Source organism: Alteromonas aquimaris, from assembly GCF_026183695.1.
Classification (GTDB): Bacteria; Pseudomonadota; Gammaproteobacteria; order Enterobacterales; family Alteromonadaceae; genus Alteromonas; species Alteromonas aquimaris.
In genome coordinates, this window is the sequence record NZ_JAPFRD010000011.1 from 231,754 (window position 1) to 250,228 (window position 18,475).

The 18,475-nt window shown below is 44.8% G+C and carries 18 protein-coding genes; 7 read left to right on the forward strand and 11 right to left on the reverse strand.

Features of this window, described 5'->3' with window-relative positions; translation table 11 throughout:
* Nucleotides 1-145: 145 nt before the first annotated feature.
* The 3 genes from OPS25_RS11230 to OPS25_RS11240 all read right to left on the reverse strand — a co-directional run bounded on the left by OPS25_RS11230 (nt 146) and on the right by OPS25_RS11240 (nt 2,341).
* Nucleotides 146-1,696 carry a S10 family peptidase gene (locus tag OPS25_RS11230; RefSeq protein WP_265617812.1) on the reverse strand — a complete coding sequence of 517 codons (1,551 nt, stop codon included), beginning with the start codon at nt 1,694-1,696 and terminating at the stop codon, nt 146-148.
* Nucleotides 1,697-1,767: 71 nt separating this feature from the next.
* A complete protein-coding gene (locus OPS25_RS11235) occupies nt 1,768-2,061 on the reverse strand; it encodes a high-potential iron-sulfur protein (protein ID WP_265617813.1) in 294 nt (97 codons plus the stop codon).
* An 88-nt stretch (nt 2,062-2,149) separates the two neighbouring features.
* Nucleotides 2,150-2,341 (reverse strand): CPXCG motif-containing cysteine-rich protein, encoded by a 192-nt coding sequence (locus OPS25_RS11240; protein WP_265617814.1) that lies wholly within the window; start codon nt 2,339-2,341, stop codon nt 2,150-2,152.
* A gap of 64 nt (nt 2,342-2,405) precedes the next feature.
* On the opposite strand from OPS25_RS11240, the gene OPS25_RS11245 reads away from it, so the two are divergent.
* Both OPS25_RS11245 and OPS25_RS11250 read left to right on the forward strand, forming a co-directional pair.
* On the forward strand, nt 2,406-2,705 hold the full coding sequence (locus OPS25_RS11245; RefSeq protein ID WP_265617815.1) for an HNH endonuclease: 300 nt from the start codon (nt 2,406-2,408) through the stop codon (nt 2,703-2,705).
* 59 nt (nt 2,706-2,764) lie between these two features.
* Complete coding sequence (locus OPS25_RS11250) at nt 2,765-4,906, forward strand: exonuclease domain-containing protein (protein ID WP_265618412.1); 2,142 nt, start codon at nt 2,765-2,767, stop codon at nt 4,904-4,906.
* Nucleotides 4,907-5,018: 112 nt separating this feature from the next.
* Here OPS25_RS11250 and OPS25_RS11255 read toward each other — a convergent pair whose 3' ends face one another.
* From OPS25_RS11255 to cutA, 8 genes are all read right to left on the reverse strand, one after another.
* Entirely contained in the window at nt 5,019-5,447 is a 429-nt protein-coding gene (locus OPS25_RS11255; RefSeq protein ID WP_265617816.1) for a hypothetical protein, read from the reverse strand.
* 49 nt (nt 5,448-5,496) lie between these two features.
* Nucleotides 5,497-6,588: a Gfo/Idh/MocA family protein gene (locus OPS25_RS11260; RefSeq protein ID WP_265617817.1), complete on the reverse strand. Its 1,092-nt coding sequence runs from the start codon at nt 6,586-6,588 to the stop codon at nt 5,497-5,499.
* Nucleotides 6,589-6,941: 353 nt separating this feature from the next.
* Nucleotides 6,942-8,288, reverse strand: a complete 1,347-nt coding sequence (accC, locus tag OPS25_RS11265; protein ID WP_265617818.1) for an acetyl-CoA carboxylase biotin carboxylase subunit — start codon at nt 8,286-8,288, stop codon at nt 6,942-6,944.
* Nucleotides 8,289-8,302: 14 nt separating this feature from the next.
* Nucleotides 8,303-8,758 carry an acetyl-CoA carboxylase biotin carboxyl carrier protein gene (accB, locus tag OPS25_RS11270; protein WP_265617819.1) on the reverse strand — a complete coding sequence of 152 codons (456 nt, stop codon included), beginning with the start codon at nt 8,756-8,758 and terminating at the stop codon, nt 8,303-8,305.
* 16 nt (nt 8,759-8,774) lie between these two features.
* Nucleotides 8,775-9,212, reverse strand: coding sequence for a type II 3-dehydroquinate dehydratase (gene aroQ / locus OPS25_RS11275; protein ID WP_265617820.1), 438 nt, complete (start codon nt 9,210-9,212; stop codon nt 8,775-8,777).
* 178 nt (nt 9,213-9,390) lie between these two features.
* Entirely contained in the window at nt 9,391-10,146 is a 756-nt protein-coding gene (locus tag OPS25_RS11280; RefSeq protein ID WP_265617822.1) for a M23 family metallopeptidase, read from the reverse strand.
* 5 nt (nt 10,147-10,151) lie between these two features.
* On the reverse strand, nt 10,152-11,975 hold the full coding sequence (locus tag OPS25_RS11285; RefSeq protein WP_407080241.1) for a protein-disulfide reductase DsbD: 1,824 nt from the start codon (nt 11,973-11,975) through the stop codon (nt 10,152-10,154).
* Nucleotides 11,976-12,039: 64 nt separating this feature from the next.
* On the reverse strand, nt 12,040-12,357 hold the full coding sequence (cutA, locus tag OPS25_RS11290; protein WP_265617824.1) for a divalent-cation tolerance protein CutA: 318 nt from the start codon (nt 12,355-12,357) through the stop codon (nt 12,040-12,042).
* Nucleotides 12,358-12,549: 192 nt separating this feature from the next.
* Between cutA and OPS25_RS11295 the strand changes: the two genes are divergently transcribed.
* The 5 genes from OPS25_RS11295 (at nt 12,550) to OPS25_RS11315 (ending at nt 18,401) form a co-directional block, all read left to right on the forward strand.
* Complete coding sequence (locus OPS25_RS11295) at nt 12,550-13,038, forward strand: FxsA family protein (protein ID WP_265617825.1); 489 nt, start codon at nt 12,550-12,552, stop codon at nt 13,036-13,038.
* 190 nt (nt 13,039-13,228) lie between these two features.
* Entirely contained in the window at nt 13,229-13,519 is a 291-nt protein-coding gene (locus OPS25_RS11300) for a co-chaperone GroES (RefSeq protein WP_265610405.1), read from the forward strand.
* A 33-nt stretch (nt 13,520-13,552) separates the two neighbouring features.
* On the forward strand, nt 13,553-15,190 hold the full coding sequence (gene groL, locus OPS25_RS11305; RefSeq protein WP_265617826.1) for a chaperonin GroEL: 1,638 nt from the start codon (nt 13,553-13,555) through the stop codon (nt 15,188-15,190).
* Nucleotides 15,191-15,346: 156 nt separating this feature from the next.
* The gene (locus OPS25_RS11310) at nt 15,347-17,704 is read left to right on the forward strand and encodes a glycosyltransferase 61 family protein (protein WP_265617827.1); all 2,358 of its coding nucleotides are present in this window, start codon (nt 15,347-15,349) and stop codon (nt 17,702-17,704) included.
* A gap of 250 nt (nt 17,705-17,954) precedes the next feature.
* Complete coding sequence (locus OPS25_RS11315; RefSeq protein ID WP_265617828.1) at nt 17,955-18,401, forward strand: hypothetical protein; 447 nt, start codon at nt 17,955-17,957, stop codon at nt 18,399-18,401.
* The last annotated feature ends 74 nt before the right edge of the window (nt 18,402-18,475 follow it).

The window sequence follows — 18,475 nt, forward strand, 5'->3', positions numbered from 1 at the left end:
TTTAGTGGATCTAAATAAACTCAGGTAAGTTCACGCTTCGGGTGGTATTAAAAGCTGACCCAAACCGGGGGGACGGAAGAACCCGGTCAAATATATGCGGGGAAAGAAAAAAAGGGCAAACATCTGTTTACCCTTACATAATACCTTATTCTTTATTCATAAACTCACGAATATCTTTCACCAATTGCTCCAGTGAAGGATGATGGATATACATCATATGACCCGCTTCATAATATTTCATGGTTACCCGTGAGGTATCCATGCCGTGGTGATTCATCGAATATTCCGTGGCAAAGAAGGGAGTGGCCAAATCGTAATAGCCGTTGGCGACAAACACTCTGAAGTCTTTGTTCTGGCGCATGGCGCGTGACAAATTTGGCGTCATGGCTAGAAAACCCTGGCTACGGGGGCTGTCCCCGTATAGCCAATCCCAGTTGCGAAACACTTCTGCCGAAAGAATATGATATCGATCCTCCCGTTCAACATTGAGTTCCGTGGCCATGTAGTGTTGCAGAGCGGCAGTGTAAGCCCCGTCAATCGCATACGAGGACGGATCAGCTTCAAAACTATCGCTAACCTGATCCTGGTCTTCTCCTAAATAACGGCTATCAAGTCGGCCCACTACTTTCCCCTGGTCACGCAACAATTCTTTCATGAAACGAAACTCGTTTATGCGCAGGTCAGTTTGTTCAATATAACGCTTGGACAGCCCGGTATACTGATGCAGCTTATTCACCGCCTTTTCAATTTGGGATGGTTGCGCTAGATCGCCTTTTAGCAATACACTAGCGTAGTCACTCAGGGCAAACTCACGCACTTCGTTCAAGAAACTTTCGAGGTCGGGATATTTTGACTTATTGGGAATTGCGTTGTGATACCAGGCTGTAGCAGCATAAGTTGGTAAAAAAGTCAGATAGGGCAGATCGTTGCCAGCAGTGAAATCGCCAGTCTGAAAATCCAGAATGGAAGAGATCAGCAACACCCCGTTTAAATCAATGCTGCCCCAGCCCTCTTGTAATTCTTTTACCATTGCAGCAGCTCGGGTGGTACCATAACTTTCACCCGCTAAGTATTTAGGCGAATTCCAGCGCTTGTTGCGGGTAATATAAACGCGAACGAATTCGGCCAAAATTTCAGCGTCCTGTTTTACGCCCCAAAACGCTTTGCCTTCTTTATCCCCCAATGCTTTGGAATAACCGGTGCCGACCGGGTCGATAAACACTAAATCGGCCATATCCAACAAACTTAATGGATTAGTTTCGATAGGATAAGGTGGTGCGCCAACCCGTTCTGCATCGCTAGGCAACACAACCCGTTTAGGTCCAAAAACACCCATATGCATCCACACGCTGGAAGAGCCAGGCCCCCCGTTGAAGACGAAGAGTAAGGGACGGTCCGTGACATCTTTCATATCGGTGCGCGTATAAGCGATGCTGAAAATACTGGCGGCAGGTTTGCCTTTGCTGTCCTGTAAATGTGTTTCCCCAGCGGTCACTTTGTAGTTGACCGGAGTGCCATTTAACAATGTTTTATGTTCTGAGGTGGCTACAACAGGCTCTGGAATATCTGCAGGGGGGGCCTTTTCCTCAGCCATGGTATGGAGGGGGTAAGCCGTTAAAAAAATAAGTAGAACAAAAAGCTGGAATTTTATTAATTTCATATTAGACGAAGTGAAGTTAATCATTCCGTCTAACATGCCAGAAATCACCTTCGCTTACAAATACTTACAAGATGAAATTCAGATAGATGCGGTAGCTGGTGGGGGGCTTAGCCGGGGCGTTTCACCCAGGCTGTACACCAGCCGTTGACGTTAACCAGTTTACCCGGGAATATTGCACATGGGCGGTGCTCGTCCCCTTCTTTGCCTTGAATGTACATACAATTACCGCATATCGCGTTAGCTTCTGGAGATTTGGGGGTATATTTTAACGCTTCAGCAGTGGGATCGCTGACCTGTAATTGCTCTTGAGCCAAGGTATGTAAGGCTGCACTACCTAGCGTTATTCCGATAAGTGATTTACCTGAAATTTTCAAAAAATTTCTGCGATTATATCCTGCCATTTTTCCTACCTCGTAAGAGAAACGAAAATGATTCTCTTTTATACCCTGCCAAAAACAGAAAAATCTGCTTATTCCAGCAGATTTTTTGCTACGAGTTTTCCCGTTCGGCGCTCAAACTAAGCGTATCACCATCCGTATGAATAGACAATTCGATTGGTTGACAACACACCTGGCAATCCAAGATTTGCGTTTGTCCAATATCGTTAAGTTCGTCCACTTCCACGTCGTTTGGTGCCATACAATAGGGGCATGAAAATGACATCGGTCTGGTTAGACTCATATGCTATCCTCTTGATCTTGTTTCGCATTAATACGCAGTTAAAATAGAGGCAGATCCGCACGTCATGCAAAAGCCACATAAAGTTGGGGTTTGCCCCTGCTGCCACCGCACCGCTCAGCTGACTTTTCATCACCTCATACCCAAAAAGATGCATCGACGAACTTTTTTCAGAAAAAACAAAAGGCACGAATTAGATGAAGGCATCATGATTTGTCGGCAATGTCATAATGGCATTCACCGCTTTTATTCTGAGATGGATTTAGCTAAACGATTAAATTCTTTGGTGGCGTTACAGTCAGATGAACGATTGGCTGCCTATTTCGCCTGGGTGAGTAAGCAGAAGATCAGGATCGATGCAGACTAGAAAAATAGTGAAGAATACTGTATAAATATACAAGTTCGCTATTCAAGTATTCTAGTGTGATGAGAAAAACCCTACCCACATTCTATTATTTAACCCACTTTCATGAGTTTCTCGGCTTTTTCTCTGGGGTGAATAAGACGCTTTTAGGCGAGCAGGAAACCCGCTTTATTGAAGGCTTCGCCGCGCTCACCCACGATCAGCAATGTATTATTGCACGAGCGGCCAATCGAAAATATGCGGTCATTAATCGATACCACTTCAATTATGAGGAAATTCTCAACCCTCAACAACAGATTGATGAGTTGATCGAGAAACGATGGTTTACTGATTTATCCACCGCTAAAGCGCATGATGTGGCAGCCGTGATGACCAAAAGCGACTTGATTGAGCTACTAGTTCAATTAACTCAGTCATCTATTTCTCCAGCGCTAAAGAAGCCTGAGCTAAGTAACCTGCTTATGCAACAAGTTTCGCTGAAGGGGTGGCCAAAAAATTTTCTTCCGGAACAGTTTTTAGTACGGGGATTTGAGCACACCTTCAGGTTTCTCTTATTTGTGTATTTTGGGCATACCAAGGGACGTTTAAACCAATTTTCTTTGCGCGATTTAGGCGTGATGCGTACCCGCAACGAAAATCCTTCAGAGCAAATTCGCTTTCATAACCAAGAAGACGCCCAGGCAGCTTTTTTCTACGCCATGCAGCTAGAGCAAATGCCGTATTGGCAAGATAACCAATTTACATCAGCGCCTCGTGTAGCGAAGACACAGCTACATTCTCCATTGGCTATTCAATGGCAGGAGAAGTATCAGTTTGCCCTCGGGCTTCAACTGTTAAGTATTGATATTGACACTGGGCTAAACGTTTTGGCCAACGCCCCAGGGGACAAGGCAAGAGAAAAGTGGATACGTGAAGCGTATAAGCATGGACAGAAAGATGCGGTTAAAGCGGAATTGGAAGTACTCATCGATACACCGCCGTCAGATACGATATTAAATTTTGCAGAAGACTTTTTAGCGCGTAAATTTTTGAAAAAGCGAACCAGTGCGCTAACAGATATGCTGCGAAGTGCCACCCGCACCCTGAAGCTGGACATCAGCCAGAACACTGGGGTAGAAGCGGGGGTGTTAGCCCAGTACAAACGCCAAGGCATCACAGCTTACCGAACTGAAAATCAACTGTGGCGTAGCATGTTTGGGTTAATTTTCTGGCCAATCCTGTTTGAGCAGGATGAGTTTGTAAATGAATTTGACCGACGACCCGTTTGTCTGAAAGAAAACACCTTCTATACCCGCTACGAAAAGCAGATTGAAACTTTGTTGGCGCAAGTGAATTCGCTAGCAAAGTTGCAACAACATATACTATCCATTGCCAGCAGTCGCTACGGGGAGCCGAACGCATTATTTATCTGGTCACACAAACTGTTGGATCCCATCAACGCACTTCTTGAACATTCTCAACTGGAGCCGTTATTAGGTTTTTTACGCATGATGTGCCAGGATTTTCACAGTCTTCAAGATGGTTTCCCCGATATAATGGTTATCGAAAAGGGTGAGCTACGGTTTGAAGAAATTAAAGCACCCGGTGATCAACTTAGACGAAATCAGCTGGTCTCCATCCAACGCTTGCAGCAGGCCGGCTTTACCGTTCAGATTAGCAAAGTGGAGTGGTATTTTGATCCGCAGCAGCCTTACGTGGTAGTAGATATTGAAACAACGGGAGGCAAATCCGATTACCACCGCATCACCGAAATTGGGATGGTTAAACTGATTAATGGACATGAAGTGGGGCGTTGGCAAAGTTTACTCAATCCCCAGCGGCGAATCCCCTCATCGATTACCGCTTTAACAGGTATCACCAATGATATGGTAGCCGGGGCCCCCTTATTTGCTGAGGTGGCTGGTGAAATTAATGAATTTACTCAGGATTGTGTATTCGTGGCGCATAATGTGAACTTTGATTACGGTTTTATCAGGCAGGAGTTTGCGCGCTTAGAGCTGCCATTTAAGCGAGCGAAATTGTGTACGGTGAGAGAAATGAGAAAAGTAAAGCCCGGGCTAGCGTCTTACTCTCTCGCTGCGCTTACGCAAACATTTGATATCAAGATGGAACGGCACCACCGAGCCTTATCTGACGCTAAAGCGGCTGCTGAGTTATTGAAAATTATTCTCAACGAACGGCTATCTGCTCAAGTACCTAGCTAATTGATAAATATTCTTCCCAATTGGGGGGAGCTTTTCTGAGTGTGCATTAGAGCGCATACCACGCATGGGGCTTTCCATAAGGCAATGCGTGTATCATTTAGTCAGCATGTCGTTAGGTGGTTTGCTTATCCATGGTGAACGCAGGTAACAGATATGCCATAAGTTGTCTTTTCCAGTCTGGAGGCAGCATACCGTTGGCTGATAAGTTTGCCGTTGAGGGGGCAAGCAATTCAGCAGCTAAGTCATTAAAAATTTTGCCTTGTGTCAGCGCTTCGATACGATTAAAAATATCTTCAATCATTTCGTCTGCGGCCAGGTGCAATCTGGCTATGGCGTATTCAGTAAGTTCGGCTTTGACTCTGTTATGCAAAGCCAATTTTAGGGGGGTTTCCAGTCCATTTGGTTGGGTTGGTTTAGATCGCCAACGCGTTTCCAATTGCTCATTTTCATCCATGAAAATTAATGCAGTGGCGAGAAGGATACTTGTTGGCAGCTTATAGAATGGAAGCTGTCCTATGACCAATTTTGTATGTGCTGACATATTTTTTATTTTTAAAGCTTGGCTACTTGATACAACTTCTACATTACACTTAGATCACCACAGTCTTGCCTGTTTTTGCTGAGTCAAAAATGGCTTGGATAATCTGGATGTCTTTGAGGCCTTCTTCCCCAGAGACTAACGCTGGCCCCTTGCCAAGAATGGCAAGCGCGTCATTATCCATCTGTAACGTCTGTTGCATACCGGTAATGGGCGAAAGCACTGTACCATCGCTGATTTTTCCCCTCACACCACTATAGGATTGCATGGGTTGCAGAGAATAGACCCCGCGCTCGCATTGAACTTCCAACCGATTAAATGATTTCACCACACTGGTACCACATTGTGCGACTAAACCATTTTTAAACTGCATATCAAAATAAGTGGTTTCATCAACTTCAGTGAAGGTATCTGGATGGGACTTTTCGTGATACCCAGTTACGCTAACAGGCTCCATGCCAGTAATAAAACGTACCCCATTGATAGGGTATACCCCCATATCATAGAGTGCGCCGCCACCCATTTCCTTTTGCATGCGCCAATTATTTGCGGGCAGGCCGTTGCCTGCGTATCCAGCAAAGCTTGCAATGCGAGTAAATGCTCCAAATGGCATAGTGTTTTTCAAGCTCGCCAAGCGGCGAGTATTGGGCTCATGTTGCATACGGTAGCCAATTGCCAGTTTCACCTTATTTTGCTTACATGTATCCATTATGTTCTGGCATTCACGTGGATTCATCGCCATGGGCTTTTCGCACCAAACATGCTTACCGGCCTGGGCCGCTATAACCGAATACTTTTCATGTAAGCTGGTGGGCGTAACCACATAAATGATATCAATGTCAGAATTATTCGCTATGTTAGGCAAGTCATCGTAGGAATAGACATTTTTGTCAGCAATATTGTATTGTTTTTGCCATTGCGGAATCTTTTCTGGGCTGCCGGTCACAATCCCACGTAGTTCGCAAAATTGGGTATGTTGTAAAGCAGGGGCAAGCAGTCCTTTACTATAACCTCCTAAGCCGAGTAAGGCGACACCAAGCTTACGCGGAGATGATGGTGTGCGGGCGCCAAGCAGCCGAAAGTGAGGCATGGCTAATGCGGCCAGGCCTGAAGCTAAAAATTGTCTACGGGTAAGTTGCGGCACATGGTTTCCCCTTCTTCAACAAATTACATAAATTTAATTCTATTGACAGAACTGGTGCCAACAGTGGACGTATAAAACTATGCACTGTTGAAGGTGCGTACGCGTTCTTGCAATTTTGGCTCGTCCCCCCGACGAGCCTTTTTTTGTACGCCATAATCTGCTAAATCGTTTCACCCAAAATGGGGTACAAAAGAAACATGTAAAACTTATTTGCCTGCCTACCCGCAAGTAATACGGGGATTAATACCAAGTGGCATTAATGTTTGATCCGCTAAGAGATAGAGGCGGGTATCTTGCCAGGGTGGAGTGGTATATTTAGTCCAAAAAAAAGCCCGGTAACTACCGGGCTTAATTTATTTGGCCATACCTAACTTTTTCTCCAGGTAGTGGATGTTCGTTCCACCAGCGAAGAAGTTTTCATCGGCCATAATTTTTCGTTGTAAAGGAATGTTGGTTTTAATTCCGTCTATTACCAGTTCATCCAGAGCATGGCGCATTCGCGCGATCGCTTCGTCCCGACTTTCGCCGTAGGTGATCAACTTGCCAATCATCGAATCGTAAAAGGGTGGTACTGAATAACCTGCGTAAATATGTGAATCCCACCGAACGCCTAAGCCGCCAGGTGAGTGAAACATATTAATTTTGCCGGGACTGGGTACAAAATTATCAGGGTCTTCAGCGTTTATGCGGCATTCAACTGCATGACCACGAATTTGAATTTGCGATTGGTCAATTGATAAGGGCTGCCCCGCCGCGATGCGAAGTTGCTCTTTGATCAAATCAACCCCGGTGATCATTTCCGTTACCGGATGTTCCACCTGAATACGGGTGTTCATTTCGATAAAATAAAACTCACCGTTTTCATACAGGAATTCGAACGTACCTGCACCCCGATAGCCAATCTCAATACAGGCACGACGACAGCGATCACCGATTTTACTGCGCATTTGTTCAGACACACCAGGAGCCGGCGCTTCTTCCACTACTTTTTGATGGCGGCGCTGCATTGAACAATCACGCTCACCTAGGTGTATGGCATTACCCTGTCCATCCGCTAATACTTGAATTTCCACATGACGAGGGTTTTCAAGAAATTTTTCCATGTAGACAGTAGCATTGCCGAACGCTGCTGCGGCCTCGGCCTTAGTTGTTTCAATCGCACGTACTAACTCATTCTCGCTACGCACAACACGCATACCGCGACCACCACCGCCGCCGGCGGCTTTTACAATGATCGGGTAGCCAATACGTTTGGCAATACTTTTATTGCGTTCTTCATCGTCATTTAAGGGGCCATCTGAACCCGGTACACAGGGTACCCCTGCTTTTTTCATCGAATTGATTGCAGAAACTTTATCCCCCATCAAATCGATGGTGTCAGCCGTAGGCCCAATAAAAATAAAACCACTTTTTTCCACTGCTTCAGCAAAGTCAGCATTTTCTGCTAAAAAGCCGTAACCAGGATGGATAGCGATTGAGTTTGTCACTTCTGCGGCGGCGATGATGCGTGGAATATTCAGATAACTATCGGTTGCAGAGTTACCACCGATACAAATGGATTCATCCGCCAACAGGACATGTTTAAGATTGCGATCTGCAGTGGAGTGCACGGCGACGGTCTTAATGCCAAGCTCCTTACAGGCCCGCAAAATACGCAGGGCAATTTCACCGCGATTTGCTATGAGCACTTTATCTAACATAATTGCCAACCTACTTATTCGATTACGAACATTGGCTGATCAAATTCCACGGGGTCTTGGTTCTCGACCAGAATTTCTTTGACTACACCAGCTTTGTCAGCTTCAATTTGATTCATCATTTTCATCGCTTCTACGATGCAAAGGGTATCGCCTACATTTACTGACTGACCCACTTCCACAAATGGTTTAGCCGTGGGCGATGATGAACGATAGAATGTGCCTACCATGGGTGACTTGACCACATGACCGGATGGGGCCGCAGGCGTGCTGGCTTCAGCAACTGGTGCGGGGGCGGCAGGCGCCTGCGCTACTGGTGCCTGGGCGGCAAAGGTGTACTGTGGAGGCATCATTGGTTGGCCGGTAGGCCCACGATGGATGCGTACTGATTCTTCACCTTCGGTGATCTCCAATTCAGCAATACCTGATTCTTCAACCAGCTCGATCAGTTTTTTAATCTTTCTTATATCCATGTTCGGTCTCTGTCTGTTAGTTCGATTTATATTGTGTAACTGCTGCGGTTAACGCAAGGTGGTAGCCTAAACTGCCCATGCCAAACAAAACCCCAGCGGCGATATCGGAAAAAAAGGAATGATGTCTAAAGTTTTCGCGAGCATATATGTTGGATAAGTGCACTTCGTAAAAAGGAATGGCCACACTCAGTAACGCATCTCGCAACGCTATGCTGGTATGGGTGAAGGCGCCAGGATTGAAAATGATCACGTCTATCTTGCCGAATGCTTGATGTATGCGATCTATCAACGCATGCTCTGCATTAGATTGAAAGTGGTCTAGAGACACTGCGAGTTTTTCAGCATGTGTGCTGACACTCTTCACTATTTCAGAGAGGGTCTCGGTACCATACTTTTCAGGTTCACGATGACCTAACATATTCAGGTTAGGACCGTTTAGAAGCAAAATGTTCATTAAAATGCAGTTATCTTCCGACAAATCGTCATATATTTTCCATTCCACCAAAATTTTTAGCAACTTGCACGAAAAAAAGCCAATTTCGCGAAAACTTTTTAAGTTAACCATCGATTATAGTCAGGAATGAAGATTTAGCAGCAAAATACTGGTCTAATCAGCCATTATCGCCGCAAATTTAGTTGGAAGGCATTTCTTCGAAATTAAACTTTATCGATTGAAAGTTACCATGAGGTAAGGCTTTGTACACCCCAAAATGCAGATGCGGTAAGGAGGAGAACCCAGTGTTACCCGATTTCGCGATAGGTTGCCCCTGCTTTACGCGCTCGCCTCGATTGACCAGTACGCCATTTTTCTGCAAATGGTAGTACTCGCCTGTAGTGCCATCATCATGCAATATAACGACATAATTGGCATATCTTGCGTACTTTCGTGCTGGACCGCCACGATCAAATGACGCTTCTAGGTCGATTACTTTGCCCCCTCTTGCAGCAACCACTTGGGTACCCACCGGAACGGCAAAGTCGATGGCGTACTTTGAGGCACCTTGATGACTGTACTGACCATTAAAACCTTGCACTATCTTATGTCTACCGTTTTGTACAGGATAGCGGTAAGCAAAGTTATCGTTATGCTGTGGGTTAAGGGTACCCGCTGTCCAACTTACTTCCATGGTGGACCAGTATCGCTCCAGCGAAGTGACCCGACCAAGTGCACGGGGGCGGGTATCGGATAGGGAGAGGGTAACCTCAGAGGGGTCCATTGCCGGTGAACTTACAGTCACCACCACCGGTAAATGATCTTGTAACTGGATAGTTGCAGCGCCGTGGTTGTTTTCCTTTGCGGTACTGACGCAAAACCAGTTATCAAAGCAAGACGGGTTTGCCTGCGCTGTGCTTATCAGCAAAAAGAAACATAGTGAAAAAGATCTCATAGGCGTTATTCACTATTGGCTGGCTGGGCCAACGCCTCTTCCACATGCTTTGAAAATGGTTCTGCGCGCATAAAACCCGTCACACGATACTGTTTCAATTCATTCCCATTTTTATCAAAAAATAAAATGGTGGGTAACCCCAGAATGTCAAAATGTTCCTGAAATGTCAGATTAGTTGGCGTATTGTCGGTTAAATCAATTTGCATCCACTCAGTGTTGGCCAGGGCTTGTTGCACACGTTTGTCTGGGAAGGTGTACTTCTCAAATTCTTTACATGCAACACACCAATCCGCATATAGATCTACCATGACCGACTTGCCTTGCGCATTTGCCTGGGCCAGTTTTTCTTCGAAATCAGTGAGATCCTTTACCACCAAAAATTCAGGATGATTAGCGGCATCCACGCTTTCAGCATCTGACGAGAAGGTACCTTTAAAATTAAGTGCTTGTTGTAACGCCTGATAACCCACTAGCACACTGATAAATAATCCTACAAAAATGATGGCTGAGCGGAGCCCCTTCATAAATGTCGGGGAGGTATTTTGGTTCATTACCTGATAATAGGTAAACGTTGCCAAACCTAGCACAGCCCAGGTCAGATCGATGTAGAGGTTACTCCAGAGCCGTTCTATAAAGAACAAGGCTACAGCCAGCATCATGAATCCAAAGGTAACTTTGACCACATTCATCCAGTTACCTGCTTTGGGTAAAAGTTTGCCTCCACTCATACCAAACAACATAAGGGGTATACCCATGCCGATACTGAGTACATACAGTGATATAAAGCCTAAAAACATGTCACCTGTTTGCGCTATAAAGAGCAGTATTCCAGTAAGCGGTGCAGTAGTGCAAGGGGAGGCAATGAGACCAGACAGCACGCCCATGATGAATACGCCGCCCATCTTGCCGCGCGATTGCGAATTGCTTAAATTATTAAGCTTTTCCTGCCAACTAGCGGGTAATTGCAAATTGTAGGTGCCGAACATAGCCAGCGCGAGGAGAATAAAAATAATGATGAAAGTGATTAAGATAATGGGATGCTGTAACGCCGCCTGAAATTGCACACCCGCCGACGCGACCGCGAGTCCAAGCAAGGAATAGGTAATCGCCATGCCCTGTACATAAACAAAGGACAGCATGAAGCTGTGGCCTATCGAGGCACCTTTACCTTGTCCTAAAATTATGCCTGATAAAATGGGGTACATGGGAAAAACGCAAGGCGTAAACGCCAGCCCAATCCCTAACGCTAGGAACAGTAATAATGTAATGAGCAGGTCATCTTGGGTTAACTTCGCTGCTAAATCATATTGCTGGGACTGGAAGCTTGACGCGCCGGCGTTGCCCCCCGCATTTGTGGTACTGGCTGCATTTTCGCCCGCCCCTTCAACTTTGGACAGATAAACAATTTTTGTGGTCGGCGGGTAACATAAACCGGCATCCGCACAGCCTTGAAAGCGCAGTTTTACGACCCCGTCCTGTTCAGCGGACTCAATAGGATAATTCAGCGTAACGCTGTCGTAGTACACTTCGCTCAACCCGAAAAACTCATCTTCTTTTTCTTTAGCCGGCGGGAACGTTGGCTCACCAAGTACAGCGTTTTTCGTGACGGTTTTAAATTGATGTTTATATAGATAGTAGCCTTCTGCCACCGTAAAATGGATTTGCAGATTGTTATCTTGCTGTTGAAATTCAAACTTAAAGGCTTGATCAACAGGAAGAAACTCAGGTTCATCTGTAAATAGATTGGTTAACTGATCGTCAGCCGTGATTTGCGCACAGCATGGATAGGCCACACATAGGGCCAGTAGGAATATTAGCGCATGTTTCATTTTCATTTAATACATCTCTACCACTTCTTTGTAATAACTTTATCGAGCTAACCTGATTAATGACCTAAGTGCCTGTCTGTTCATGGATCCAACTGATATAGGAGTCACTCCCTTGTACATCAGGCATGACCACCCACTCCGGCACATCATAAGGGTGATGTTTATTGACCAACAGGAACGCCTCTTCAACTCTGTCTGTGACAGTTTTGATCATGAGCTGGCACTCTGTATCGGTTACTACCTTTTCATCCCACCGATATATAGCTGTCACTTTAGGGATGATTTTCACGCAGGCCGCCAGGTTTTTTTCCACCAAGACTGTAGCAACTCTCTTAGCCAGGTTTTCTTCTGGAACGGTGCAAAGTACGATGCAGACTGACATGGTATAATCCTTTGGTTAATAAAAATTAACGATATTAGTCAGCTTAGCACGATCTAACTATAAGCATCGATTGTAAAAAGACCGCTAATATACGAATTATCATTCACTTTTTATAAATTAACTTAATGTAGTTGTCATTTAGGGGAATCGCCCCATTTCTAATCATTAAGGTCATTTAAGCAGGATATCGTTTTGCGCAATTTGTTTTTACTATTCGCCATCATGCCAATTGTCGAAATCGCTCTGTTGGTGCAGGTGGGTGGTATCATCGGAGGCTGGAACACAATTGCTCTGGTGTTAATCAGTGCGTTTGTGGGGGCCTATTTTGTTCGTCGTGAGGGAGTGCATACATTAACCACTGCACAACAGAAGATGCAGTCGAACCAGATTCCCGGTCAGGAATTACTGGAAGGCTTGATGTTACTGGTGGCTGGGGTATTACTAGTGACGCCGGGCTTCATTACCGATATATTCGGTTTGGCGCTGGTTCTGCCGCCCTCGCGAAAATATATCGCCAAAAAACTAAAGAAACACTTATCGATGCATGTGGTAAGTGGCTCAGCATTTCAATCGCAGCAATATTACCATTCCTCCGCCCAGGCTCCTGATAAGGATGAAGATATTATAGAAGGCGAATATCAGGAAAAATCTGACACGAACAAGCCGAAGCGACTGGATTAAAATTTTTTCAGATTTTTTTCAGTTTACCCCTTGAGATTGTTTCGTGACTACCCCATTTATCCACGCAGAAACAAATCATGCCTGTTTAAGGGAATAGCCATAAGCAGGCTCACCGTAAAAGCTTTGTACCTTTAGCGTGGCAAAGCGAATATGAAACTTAAAAATAGTTGGATTTTCAGGAGACTTGAAAATGGCAATTCGTCCTTTACATGATCGCGTAATTATCAAGCGCGCTGAGCAAGAAACCAAATCTGCTGGTGGTATTGTGTTAACTGGTTCCGCAGCAGAAAAATCAACCCGTGGCGAAGTTATCGCTGTAGGAAATGGTCGCATCCTAGACAATGGTGATGTGAAAGCTTTGGATGTAAAAGTTGGCGACACCGTTATTTTTAATGATGGTTATGGCGTGAAAACTGAAAAGCTGGACGGCGAAGAAGTGCTGATCGTAAGCGAAAGCGACATCCTGGCGATTGTCGAGTAATCATCAATTAACTGATTTTAGAGGAAAGTAATCATGGCAGCTAAAGAAGTTCGTTTTGGAGATGACGCCCGTACGAAAATGCTGAAAGGCGTTAACACTCTGGCAAACGCAGTTAAAGTCACACTGGGTCCAAAAGGCCGTAATGTGGTTTTGGATAAGTCATTTGGCGCACCTACGATCACCAAAGATGGTGTGTCTGTAGCTAAAGAGATTGAACTTGAAGACAAGTTTGAAAACATGGGCGCGCAGATGGTTAAAGAAGTGGCGTCAAAAGCTAATGATGAAGCGGGTGACGGTACTACTACAGCAACAGTATTGGCACAATCTATCGTTACTGAAGGATTGAAATCTGTTGCCGCGGGCATGAACCCAATGGATCTTAAGCGTGGTATCGATAAAGCTGTTGTTGCTGCGGTTGAGGAACTAAAAGCGCTTTCTACCGACTGTGCAGACAGCAAATCGATTGCTCAAGTTGGCACAATCTCTGCCAACTCAGATCCAGAAGTGGGTGAAATCATTGCTAAAGCAATGGAAAAGGTTGGTAAAGAAGGTGTTATCACGGTAGAAGAAGGTCAAGCACTTCAAAACGAACTTGATGTGGTTGAAGGGATGCAGTTTGACCGCGGTTACCTATCTCCTTACTTTATCAACAATCAGGAAAATGGCACCGTTGAGTTAGACAACCCATTCATTCTGTTGGTGGACAAGAAAATTTCTAACATCCGCGAATTGCTTCCTACGCTTGAAGGTGTAGCCAAAGCAGGTAAGCCGCTGATGATCATTGCAGAAGACGTTGAGGGTGAAGCTCTAGCGACGTTGGTTGTTAACAACATGCGCGGGATCGTAAAAGTAGCCGCAGTTAAAGCACCAGGCTTCGGTGATCGCCGTAAAGCTATGTTGCAGGACATTGCTACGCTTACAGGTGGCACCGTGATCTCTGAAGAGATTGGTCTTGAGCTTGAAAAAGCCCAGCTGGAAGATTTAGGTACCGCTAAACGCGTTGTTATCAACAAAGATAATACCACTGTCGTAGATGGTGCGGGCGAACAAGCCGCTATCGAAGGTCGTTGTGCGCAAATTCGTGGCCAAATCGAAGAGTCGACTTCAGACTACGACAAAGAAAAACTTCAAGAACGTCTGGCTAAATTGTCTGGCGGTGTAGCTGTTATTAAAGTGGGTGCAGCGACTGAAGTTGAAATGAAAGAGAAGAAAGACCGTGTAGAAGATGCCCTTCACGCAACGCGTGCTGCGGTTGAAGAAGGTGTGGTACCAGGTGGTGGTGTGGCATTGGTTCGCGCTGCGGCAAAACTTGCTGATCTTAAAGGCGACAATGAAGATCAAACCGTAGGTATCAAGTTAGCCCTGCGTGCAATGGAAGCACCTCTTCGTCAGATCGCTATCAACTCTGGCGCCGAGTCATCTGTTGTAGTTAATGAGATTAAGAATGGCTCTGGTAACTTTGGTTACAATGCCGGTAACGACACGTACGGTGACATGCTAGAGATGGGTATTCTAGACCCAACTAAAGTGACTCGTTCTGCACTGCAATTCGCTGCGTCAATCGCGTCACTTATGATCACGACTGAAGCAATGGTAGCTGAAATCCCTAAAGAAGACGCTCCAGCAATGCCTGATATGGGCGGCATGGGCGGTATGGGCGGCATGATGTAATCACATCCCGCTGACACCGCTCCAGAAAAAGCGCTGAGAAATCAGCGCTTTTTTTTTGATCGTGCTAATTTGTAAGAATATAGGTCTGATGGATACGCCGTTCACTATGCTAAAATAGCCTCCTTAACTTCATAGGTGAGATAAGGGAACATCTTTTTGGACAAGCGAATTATCATTCACATAGGGCCGCCTAAAACAGGTAGTTCAGCGATTCAGTTTTTTTTATTGCGCAATGCAAAGAAACTCAAACAATCAGGTATATGGTATCCCTCACATTCCACGGATAAAAATAATATAAGTTCTGGTAATGCACGTGAGATATGTTCTGAAGATAAAGATGGACGTTTACTCGCTGACCCAGACAAGCTGAGCAAATTAATAACCAAATTCAATAGAAACAGCGAACTTCATACATTGGTGTTAAGCTCAGAGTCGTTCTTCAGGATTGCGGAATCTCTTGCCGCATTAATCCCCAATGCCGAGTTCATCGCATTCTTAAGAAATCCCATTGAATATGCCATGTCAATTTATAACCAGTCCGTTAAACGGCATGGTAATACTAACGTGTTCCTACCGCCTGCAAAGTTGAACATGGGACAATGGAAAACGATTGTAAAGCTTTCTCAAGTTGTTAATGAGAAAAACCTTCATCTTTGTCGTTATAAATCTGCAGAGAGTCACGAGAATATTTTAGATGATATCGCGGCGATTCTGCGCATTAATATGCCAACCATGAATTCAGATAATTCTAAGATAAACTCTTCCTATTCGTTTGCTGCAATCGAATTAAAAAGGTGGCTAAACCAGCTGGATGTTAACGGGGTTCAGCAACAACTGGATAATTTTCTGCAGCGTACAAGCGAACATTCCCGCCCCTACAGGTTATTGTCAGACACAAAATTGCAGTCTTTTACTATTCAATTTCAAAAGCATATTGAAAAGTTTTCGACGTTGCTGGAGAAAACTGAGTTAGCCAAGTTAAGTAATGAGATCAATGGATTAAAATCGTATCCGTTTAAAGCTCAATCTGAGTTTTATCCTGAGGTGCAGACGCTTATCAAAAAAATGAAAGATGAAGAACCTGATCTTTATCACGCGGTGGGTGCCCTGGTTATTAAAGCTAATAATAATCTAATTTCAAGTAGATACGGTGAGTGTTTTCGTCTCACGCCTTGGCAAAAAATGGTAGCAAGCACACAACTAACGGCAAAGGTACTAGGTCAACGAATTAAACGCATTTTAAAACAACATATTGCGCAGGAAAGAAGATTTAAGCTACCTCAGGATCAACATGTCGATATTGTAAGTCCCGCACACCTGATCCCCCTTAGCAGTCATTCTGCACCTAGCAGAATTTATGGGGGCATAGCGGGAAATAACGTGCCTGCGACGGCCCAACAATACAGAGGGAATCGCGCCAAGAACGAAAACATGATTGTAGAAAGCGTTTCTCAGCTGGACTATCTTCATGAAAATGACCAACAAGCACGATGGGTCCGTTCGGGAACCTATTACTATGGAGGACCGGTTTTCTCTAATTTTGGCCATTTTCTTGCTGAATGCGTTCACCGCTTACGTCCTTATAATTACTTGAGCGAAGCAAACGTAAAAGGCGTTATATTTCAACCAAAACGCCGCCCCGAAGTGGTAAAGTTACGTTTCCCTATCTTACCGCCACATTTTTATGACACATTAAAATATCTGGGCGTGCCTAAATCGAAAGTGATAATTCAGACCCGAGCTATGTCTGTTAGCAATCTTATTGTTAGCGAGCAGGAAAGTATTTTCCGGTCAGGCTTACCCGTCAGTGAAGATTACCTCCAATTTCTGAAATTCTGTGAAAGACGCGCTGGAATTGAGCGTGATGCGCAAAGGCCGAGAAAAGTCTATGTAAGCCGTACGCCCTTTTTATTGCGCGGCGCGCTCGCGGGAGAAGCGTATATTGATAAGCTGATGGAAGAAAACAATTTTTATGTTTTCAGACCCGAGAAATTTTCATTAATAGAGCAACTGAAAATTTATAAAAGTGCTGACACACTGGTATTCGCCGAAGGTGGTGCGGTGCATGTTTTGGAACTGCTAGGCCCCCTGCAGGCAGATGTACACATTTTACAACGCAGAGTTCATTCGCCACGGGTGTTCGCGCAGATTCTCTCGCCGCGAGTAAATAGTACAAGTTACTACTCTTCAGTATACGAATTGCCGTCACTTTTCGCGTTAAAAGAGGCTAACAATATCGCTCATGGAAGTGCGCTTTCTATTCCTGATGTTCAGGCGATGGAATCCTATCTAACGGAAAAACTGAAGTTAACCGGATTTGATAAAACGCAATACGCAAAACAAATTTACACAGATGTAAACAGGTATTTCGACCACTACAGACCCATCTTGTCTACGAATAATCAGCTTAAACATTGTTTGACTGACTACGTAGACGAGATCAATAGGTTGGCACCGCAGCTAATAAGACAAAGTGGTGAACTAAGGGGGCTGCAAAACCTCAGGCACAGTTGACCCGAATAAAGCAGGAATAAGTCAACACGAGCAATGCGACAATGACAGGATTGTAAATGAGGCATTATCGACCAGGGCGCATCAAGTGGTATGCACCTCAGGGCGTTAAATTTGAATATTTTATCGCTGCGAACTAAGTGTTACTTCCAATACCATACTTGTCATTCTTCTTGCATGCACATGCTTAAACCTAAGTGGTAATTTTCATGCCAGGTTGTTTTCGGTTAATTTAGAAGTGAATTGTAATTGTATGTCGTTAAAAAAATTTGCCATTCGAAGTGTAAGAAGTCTTGTATTGGTCAAGCTTTCCGGCGAATGGAGCATGTCCACCGACCTCAGCTATCTATCTGAATTGGCTGAACATATAGCGCGCGTAAAAGCGCGCAAATATTGTGTGTTTGTGGATATGAGAGGGTGGCAACTCGAGCAGCCCGTTGCGCATGAAGTAGCGAAAACGGATGTACGATTTGACCGGCGCTCTCAAAAAGGTGAGTGTTGGCTCCAAGCAACACCACAGCAAGCAAACTATTTGGTGAAATTTTTTAGCGCCGTGCGTTTTCCACTATGTCGTACGGTTGCAAAAAATGAAGTGATCGAATGGGCTAGAGAATTGGTTGACGAGGACTTAGTTGTTACACTAGACAAATGGATAGATACCGACCTTCGTGATATCGAAAAAATTTTCCCTTCAAATTAACATTTAAGATAGCATCCTGTTTGTCTACTACTATAATGTCGGCGACTAAACAAAGCGCGTAGCAGCGCACCTAC